At 32.8% G+C, this 8512-nt stretch carries 8 protein-coding genes; 1 reads left to right on the top strand and 7 read right to left on the bottom strand.

Annotated elements, in window-relative coordinates; all coding sequences use genetic code 11:
* The 7 genes from OU788_RS11255 to tpx all read right to left on the bottom strand — a co-directional run.
* The coding region (locus tag OU788_RS11255) for an AAA family ATPase (protein WP_274635256.1) at positions 1–489 on the bottom strand (489 nt) is incomplete at its 3' end.
* Positions 490–661: 172 nt separating this feature from the next.
* Positions 662–1804, bottom strand: a complete 1143-nt coding sequence (gene ribB / locus OU788_RS11260; protein WP_274635257.1) for a 3,4-dihydroxy-2-butanone-4-phosphate synthase — start codon at positions 1802–1804, stop codon at positions 662–664.
* Positions 1804–3255: an LptF/LptG family permease gene (locus tag OU788_RS11265; RefSeq protein ID WP_274635258.1), complete on the bottom strand. Its 1452-nt coding sequence runs from the start codon at positions 3253–3255 to the stop codon at positions 1804–1806. Before OU788_RS11265 ends, ribB begins: the two co-directional genes overlap by 1 nt.
* Before the next feature lie 92 nt (positions 3256–3347).
* Positions 3348–4001 (bottom strand): LolA family protein, encoded by a 654-nt coding sequence (locus OU788_RS11270; protein WP_274635259.1) that lies wholly within the window; start codon positions 3999–4001, stop codon positions 3348–3350.
* 39 nt (positions 4002–4040) lie between these two features.
* Positions 4041–6500 carry a DNA translocase FtsK gene (locus OU788_RS11275; protein WP_274635260.1) on the bottom strand — a complete coding sequence of 820 codons (2460 nt, stop codon included), beginning with the start codon at positions 6498–6500 and terminating at the stop codon, positions 4041–4043.
* A 27-nt stretch (positions 6501–6527) separates the two neighbouring features.
* Positions 6528–6908: a diacylglycerol kinase family protein gene (locus OU788_RS11280; RefSeq protein ID WP_274635261.1), complete on the bottom strand. Its 381-nt coding sequence runs from the start codon at positions 6906–6908 to the stop codon at positions 6528–6530.
* A 6-nt stretch (positions 6909–6914) separates the two neighbouring features.
* Complete coding sequence (gene tpx / locus OU788_RS11285) at positions 6915–7412, bottom strand: thiol peroxidase (protein ID WP_274635262.1); 498 nt, start codon at positions 7410–7412, stop codon at positions 6915–6917.
* 114 nt (positions 7413–7526) lie between these two features.
* Between tpx and OU788_RS11290 the strand changes: the two genes are divergently transcribed.
* Positions 7527–8512, top strand: a 986-nt coding sequence (locus tag OU788_RS11290; RefSeq protein ID WP_274635263.1) for an MATE family efflux transporter, incomplete at its 3' end; no start/stop codon positions are given.

The raw sequence follows: 8512 nt of genomic DNA on the forward strand, positions 1-8512 counted from the left end.
AAGGAAAAATTTGTCAAAAAGATTTCTTAAAACTCCAGTCTCATTTTCTAGATTGTTAATGAATCCTCTTTCAGATGGGATTAGTACGAATTGAATTTCGCTATGTAATGATTTAAGTTCTTCTTCTGTTAAAACTTTAAATTTTTTATTTACATCAAGAACGAAATAATCAAGTTTTTTCCTTTTTTTATTATACTCTTGTTTAATTTTTACTACATCATTTATCAAATAATTTGTAAATATTGAGTTTTGTGAAATGTTAGAAAATGAAATGATAATTCTTGGAACAGAATAAGAAGTGCTAAATAAATTTGTACCATCATTGTAAAACCTGAGCTCTAAGTTAGGGTTGAAAAAAGAATTTAACGCTCTCATTATTCCAGATTTTCCAGAATTATTTTGACCGACAATCGCATTGAGATTGGTTAAATTAAATTCTCCTTTTTCAATAGAACGAAACTTTGAAATTTCGACCTTATTAATTTTCATAGATTATATTGGTTTAATGCTGTACAACTTGTTATATGTCAAACTTTAGTTCTCTTATCCCGACAATAGGATGGGATATAATGAAGTTTAGCAATTTTATTGTTTTCTCAAATATATACAAAAAATCCCGAGTTAATTAACTCGGGATTTTTTGATTTTATGTTGTTTGCGATTAGTAGCTTACGTAATCAACAATTTCTAATCCGTAACCAATCATACCTACACGTTTGGTTTGTTTGGTGTTAGAAACTAAACGTAGTTTATGTATGTGTAAATCGTGTAAAATTTGAGCACCAATACCAAAATCTTTGTTATCCATTACCACATTCGGAGCTTTCATTTCTCCTTTCGCTTGGTTTTCTTTCAACACACGAAGTCTGTTTAATAAGTTTAACGCTTGCATTTGTTGGTTAATGAATAAGATAGCACCTCTACCTTCATCATTAATAACCTTAAACATTTGGTCTAACTTTTTATCAGCATTGTTGGTAAGTGTACCTAAAATATCGTTGTTAACTAAAGTAGAGTTTACACGAGTTAAAATAGGTTCGTTCTTACTCCAAGTACCTCTGGTTAAAGCAATATGAACTTGGTTGTTAGTCGTTTGTTGGTAAGCGCGTAAACGGAAGTCACCAAAACGAGTTTGAATATTAAAGTCTTCTTTCTTTTCAATTAAAGAATCATGCTCCATTCTATATGCTACTAAATCTTCAATAGAAACAATTTTCAAATCGAATTTTTTAGCAACTTCTAATAGTTGAGGTAAGCGCGCCATGGTACCGTCTTCATTCATGATTTCAACGATAACTCCAGCAGGTTGTAAACCAGCCAAACGAGCAAAATCGATAGCAGCTTCTGTGTGTCCTGTTCTACGTAAAACACCACCGTTTTTAGCTTTTAGTGGGAAAATATGTCCAGGTCTAGCTAAATCGAAAGGTTTTGTATCTGGATTTATTAAGGCTTCGATAGTTTTAGCTCTATCAGAAGCAGAGATACCAGTAGTAACTCCATTTCCGCGTAAATCTACAGAAACGGTAAAAGCAGTTTCCATAGGGTCGGTATTGTTGCTAACCATCATACCTAATTCTAATTCTTTACAGCGAGTTTCGGTAAGTGGCGTACAAATAAGTCCACGACCATGGGTTGCCATAAAGTTGATCATTTCTGGAGTAATTTTTTCAGCAGCGGCCAAAAAGTCACCTTCATTTTCACGATCTTCATCATCAACAACGATAATAACTTTACCGTTTTTGATGTCTTCTATAGCTTCTTCAATTGTATTTAATTGAATATTCGTTGATGCTTGTGTTGTCATTATTTTGTTGTTTTCTCTTTTTTAGAGAATATGTTTTTAAAAGAGTTTCGTATTGGAGCCAAAAAGCTGTTAATATCGAACAATCCTTTATCTTTAGTTGCTCTAAGTGTTAAAGTTACCGCCAAAGGTAGCATTAAAAATACACTTAGCCAAGAACCGACAATTGCTGTTAGCGAGCTTTCTTCTGCTAAATTTCTACCAAAGGTATTCGAGAAAAAGTACAGAACATAAATGGCAATGGCTAAAATCATGGGTAAGCCCATACCACCTTTTCTAATGATAGATCCTAATGGAGCTCCGATAAAGAAAAGTAGTAAACACGAAAGAGAAAAAGCAACCCTGTTGTAAAATTCAATGTCGTATAAGTTTAAATATTTACGTCTGTTTTTTAAGGTTTCTTTATAATCTTTATTGTTGTTTATTGTACGTTCTAATTTTGAAGTTGCTGTGATAAGCACATTTTGTTTTTCTCTTAAATCAAAATTATCAAGAATATCTGACGATAGTTTTTTGTTCATTAACGAATCAGGGTATTGATGTAAGTCTTCTACATCAACGCCTAAAAATAGGTTTTTAGCTCTACTGGCAACATAGTCATGGTAATTTTGTTTCATCGTTGGCAACGTGTCTTTTAACTGAGCCAAACTTAACATGTTGTACTGCGTTTTATACTTTTCTTCTTCAAGATCGTCATCACTAAAAGAAGAAATATCGATATTGATGGTATATTCATCAAAATCGGCATAAGATGCAGGCATTTTTTCTCGTTCTTTAAAAGAAGCACCGTTTTTTATATGGTGTTCAAAAAAATGACCATCATACAAAACTAAGGTCATGTAACGACTTCCTTCTTCCGAAAGAATTTCACCTTTTTTTGCTGTAATAATTTTATTGTTTCCTCTTTTAGAAGATAAATCATAAATCATTACCTCTTTTAACAGGTTGTCTTCTTCTCCGTATTTTTCTTTAAACTTTATTTGAAAGTTAGGAAGCTCTGTATTAAAACCTCCAGCAACTAGTGCAATGGCAGGTTGTTTTTTCTTAATATTTACCTTCATGTTTAGCTGTTTTAGCATGGCATAAGGGTATACGTAATTAAGAAATAAGAAGTTAATTCCGCTTAAAAAAATGGCAAGAAAAACAACTGGACGCACCATTCGTTGTAAAGAAACACCAGCAGATTTTGCCGCAGCAAATTCATAGTTTTCTGATAAACTACCTAGTGTCATAATAGAAGAAAGTAACACTCCAATAGGTAGGGCTTGTGGGGTAACAATTAGCGTGGTATACCAAAGAAATTTTAAAATGATATCAACGCTAAGACCTTTTCCTGCAAAGTTGTCAAAAACTAACCACAACGCTTGCATTACCAGTACAAATAAGATGATAAAGAAGGTTGCTAAAAAAGGTATTAAAAATCTTTTTAAGATATATCTGTCTAATGTTTTCACAGATGCAAAGGTAGTAGGTTAGTGGCATATAAACACAAAAGTTTTGTTAATGATTTTATGAGTAAATCGGTAACAAAACTTTTGTGTATTTTTTAGTCGATATAGTAGCCTTGTTTAGCGTACTTAGTTCTATCGAAAGAGAAAAGTTTTTCTGAAATTGGTTGGTTGCTCTTAAATTTGGTAATTGTAAACGTAGTTTCAGCACCGTTAGCACCTATTTGAGTAAGTTTGTAAATGTGCTTTGTTTTTGCGTCAATTCCTAACTCTACTTTTACGATATCAGAATTGCTGTCAATAGGAGTTAAGTTGATGTATTGAACATTTCTTCCATTACTATTTTTTAAAGCGCCCATAGTGTAGTTATATCCTTCTTTGTAAAAAGTCAATAATTTAGAAGGATAGATGAATCCGTCTTCTTCTTCAATATTACCATTAGTAATTGTAACTTCTTTTTCATCTTGATTGATAACCACTAACTTTTTTCCGTCAAAAATAAACGTGTTTCCTAAGTAATCTAAGTTGTATTTTTCGCCAGATAGGGTTATTTCTCCTCTAATTGGCGGGTCGTTGGTAATACCTGCAGCTTTGTTTACTAATGATGAGTTAAAACCTATCACCATGTTTTTATAAGCTCCCATTTTAGAAGATACTTCATCAAGCAGTTTTTTTGCTTCTGAAGATTTCGATTGTCCCATAGCACTAACGCTAATACATAATCCAATAAATAATAATCCTATTTTTTTCATCGTCTTTCTAATTTCCACTTTCGGAATAGTTTATAATTATTAATTCTTTTCGTTTTCTAATAATTGCTCTAGAGCAATTAGATCGGTAACTAAAACTTGTCTTGCTTTACTACCTTCAAAAGGACCCACAATACCTGCGGCTTCTAACTGATCTATCAATCTACCAGCGCGGTTGTATCCTAACTTTAATTTACGTTGCAATAAGGATGCCGAACCTTGTTGCGCAGTCACAATTATTTCAGCAGCGTCGTTAAATAATTTGTCTCTGTCTGAAATATCAATATCAAGATTTGTGCCACCTTCTTCACCTACATATTCAGGTAATAAATACGCTTCAGGATAAGCACGCTGAGAACCAATAAAATCGGTAATTTTTTCTACTTCAGGAGTGTCAACAAAAGCACATTGAATACGAGTGATGTCATTTCCTGCGGAATATAATAAATCTCCTCGACCAATTAATTGATCAGCACCAGGAGCATCTAAAATTGTTCTGGAATCAATTTTTGAAGTTACTCTAAAGGCAATTCTTGAAGGGAAATTCGCTTTGATAATACCCGTAATTACGTTTACCGACGGACGCTGCGTAGCTACAATTAAATGAATACCAATCGCACGGGCTAATTGTGCTAAACGAGCAATAGGAGTTTCTACTTCTTTACCAGCAGTCATAATTAAATCAGCAAATTCATCGATTACTAACACGATATAAGGTAAAAATCGATGTCCGTTTTCAGGATTCAATTTACGAGCCTTGAATTTTGCATTGTATTCTTTGATGTTACGAACCATTGCTTCTTTTAACAAGTCGTAACGGTTATCCATTTCAATACATAACGAATTTAAAGTGTTAACAACCTTCGTTGTATCGGTAATAATAGCATCAGATTCATCAGGTAACTTTGCTAAATAATGACGCTCTATTTTGTTGAATAATGTTAATTCTACTTTTTTAGGATCGACCAATACAAATTTTACTTCCGCAGGATGCTTTTTGTATAAAAGGGATGTAAGAATAGCATTCAATCCAACCGATTTACCTTGTCCCGTAGCACCTGCCATTAGTAAGTGAGGCATTTTTGCTAAATCGACAATAAAGGTTTCGTTAGAAATTGTTTTTCCTAAAGCAATAGGAAGTTGCATTGGTGATTCTTGGAATTTCTTAGAGGCAATTACCGAATGCATAGAAACGATGGTTGCCTTTTTATTAGGAACTTCAATACCAATAGTTCCTTTTCCTGGAATTGGAGCAACTATACGAATTCCTAAAGCAGAAAGCGATAGGGCGATATCGTCCTCTAAATTCTTAATTTTTGAAATACGTACACCTGCTTCTGGTACGATTTCGTATAAAGTAATTGTTGGTCCAACCGTAGCTTTAATTTGAGCAATACCAATTTTGTAGTTTTTTAGGGTCTCTACAATTTGGTTTTTATTGGCTTCTAATTCGGTAGGATCAACAGAGATACTCTCGTTATATTCTTTAAGTAAGTTGAAGGTTGGAAACTTGAAGTTTCCTAGTTCTAGCGTAGGATCAAATTCACCAAAATCTTTTATTAATTGATCCGATAAGTTTTCGGTAACACTTTTTTCTTCTGCAATTTTTTCAATAGCAACTTCAACTTCGTTTTTACTGTCTTCTGCAATATTAAGACTAGGTTCTTTTGTTTGGTGAACGTTTAAAGGAATATCTTCTGTTTCCTTTGTATTATTTACATCAGAATAGTTAGAAATTGTAGGTTGTAAATTTTCTACTGATAATTCAAAGTCTGATTTATTGGCTGTTTTAGGTTTTTCAACTTCAGAAGTAGTCTCTTCAATAATTGTTGAATCCTCTATAATTGTAGTATCATCTTGAACTACGGTAGTTCTTTCGTTAAAAATAGCTTTACTTTTCTCTTTTTGGCTTTTTACTTTTTCGCTAATTGCTTCAGGTGTAATGCTAAAACGAATGATTAAATAAGCTACTAAAAAGAATAATAATAAAATGGTTAAACCAGTTTTACCTAAAAATGTTTGTAAATATTCGTTCAATTCAAAACCGATAACTCCAGATAACAAGGCGTTTTCTTTTTCTACAAATCCTAGTGAAGTAGAAATCCAAAGCATGATTAAAACACCCCAGTTCCAAGAGATAATGATACGCTTTAAGTTAGATTGAAGTAAAATACGAGCACCAGTTAAAAATAAGGTTATAGGAATTAGAAAAGCTCCTAAACCAAAACCTTTATACACAAAAAAGTTACTCAATTTAGCACCAATTTTACCTAGCAGATTTTTTGTTTGAACAGTTCTGTCTGCAAACTGGGTTAAAGTACTTTGATCTTCTTGCCACGAAAAGAAAAAAGAAATAAAAGCAACAGTTAAAAAGATAGAAAACAGTAATAGAAAAAAACCAAGAATTGTTTGGTTTTGTCTATTTGAAAAAAAGGTACCTATTCTTTTAAAAATAGATTTTCTAGGTTGTTTTTTTTGAACAGTTGTCTTTTTTTTTGCCATGTATTTTTGTTAGAAATAAATTGAACGCTACAATATAGCTATTATTTTAGGAAGGTAAATTATCCCCGCGATAATTAATGAAGTTATAGCAGCAAAGGTAGGAGCACCAGCAGCTATGTCTTTTATAAAGCCTATTTTTTCATGATAATCGGGGTGTATAAAATCAGCGACCTCTTCAATAGCAGTGTTTAAAGCTTCTGCAACCAAAACGAGTCCAATAACTAAACATTGAATCATCCATTCTGTTGCAGAAATATGAAAATAAAAACCCAAGATAGTAGCAATCACAGCAAATATAAGCTGTGTTTTAATACTATCTTCTGTGGTAATTAATAACCACATTCCTTTTACAGCAAATTTAATACTACGCAGGCGTCCTTTTAAAAAGCCGTCATTGGGGTTTTTCATAGTAAATTACAATGCTTTTAAAGCGGCTTCGTAATTAGGCTCGTCAACAGTTTCGTTTACTTGTTCTGTATAAGTTACATTACCATTTTCATCAATAATAACAATGCTACGAGAATGCAAACCAGCTAAAGGACCTGTAGTAATTTCTAAACCATAATCTTTACCAAATTGACCATCGGCAAAATCAGATAACATAATTACGTTTTCAATGCCTTCAGCACCACAAAAACGACCTTGAGCAAAAGGTAAATCTCTAGAAATACATAAAACTTTGGTGTTTTCTAAGTTAGCAGCCTTTTTATTAAACTCTCTTACAGATGTTGCACAAGTACCTGTGTCTACGCTAGGGAAAATATTTAAAATTAATTTAGAACCATTAAAATCACCTAAGTTCTTAACAGATAAATCAGTTGCAACTAATGAAAAATCAGTAGCTTTAGTTCCGTTTTTAGGTAGGTTTCCTATTGTTTCAATTGAATTTCCTTTTAGTGTTATTGAAGCCATTTTATTTGAGTTTTAATGAAAATCAAAGGTAGTTAAATAAATTAAAAAATGAAGAAGATAAAGTTAGAGCGCTTTTAAAAAACTTATCTTCGCAGCTTGAAAAAAGGATAGAAATTGAATTTACAACAATATACTTCGGAGTTTAAATATAACTTGAAACTTGCAGCACCTGTAATGCTAGGAATGCTAGGGCATACATTTGTAAGTTTTATAGATAATATTATGGTGGGGCAACTAGGAACAGCTGAATTAGCAGCGGTTTCATTAGGGAATAGTTTTATGTTCATCGCAATGTCGTTAGGTATTGGGTTTTCTACCGCTATAACACCTTTAATTGCTGAAGCTGATTCGTCAAACAATTTTGATCAGGCAAAATCGGCTTTTAAACATGGACTTTTTCTGTGTACTATGATGGGAATTATTCTGTTTTTAGCAGTGTTCATTTCCAAACCTTTAATGTATTTAATGAAACAACCAATAGAGGTGGTTGAGTTGGCGATACCATATTTAGATTTGGTGGCTTTTTCATTAATACCCATGATTGTTTTTCAGGCATTTAAACAATTCAGTGATGGAATGTCGATGACGCGTTATCCGATGTATGCGACATTAATAGCCAACGTGTTAAATGTATTGTTGAACTATTTATTAATCTACGGAAAGTTTGGTTTTCCGGAGTTAGGAATTGTAGGTGCAGCTTACGGAACCTTGCTATCAAGATTTGTAATGGTAGTCTATTTGTGGTGGTTGTTAAGTAAAATGGAACGTTCAAAACGTTTGGTAACGAATATTAAGTTTTTTGTATTGGATACGTTAATGCTTCGAAAAATCATCAACTTAGGTACACCTAGTGCTATGCAAATGTTTTTTGAAGTAGCTATTTTTACTGCTGCTGTTTGGTTAAGTGGGTTGTTAGGAAAGAATCCGCAAGCAGCGAATCAAATTGCATTGAACTTATCTTCAATGACCTTTATGGTAGCAACAGGATTAAGTGTAGCCTCAATGATTCGAGTAGGAAATCAGAAAGGATTACAAGATTATAAAGAGTTGAGAAGAATAGCGTTTTCTATATTTTTCTTAGGAACGATTTTAGCAGTTGT

The sequence above is a fragment of the Tenacibaculum sp. L6 genome, assembly GCF_028823685.1.
Classification (GTDB): Bacteria; Bacteroidota; Bacteroidia; order Flavobacteriales; family Flavobacteriaceae; genus Polaribacter.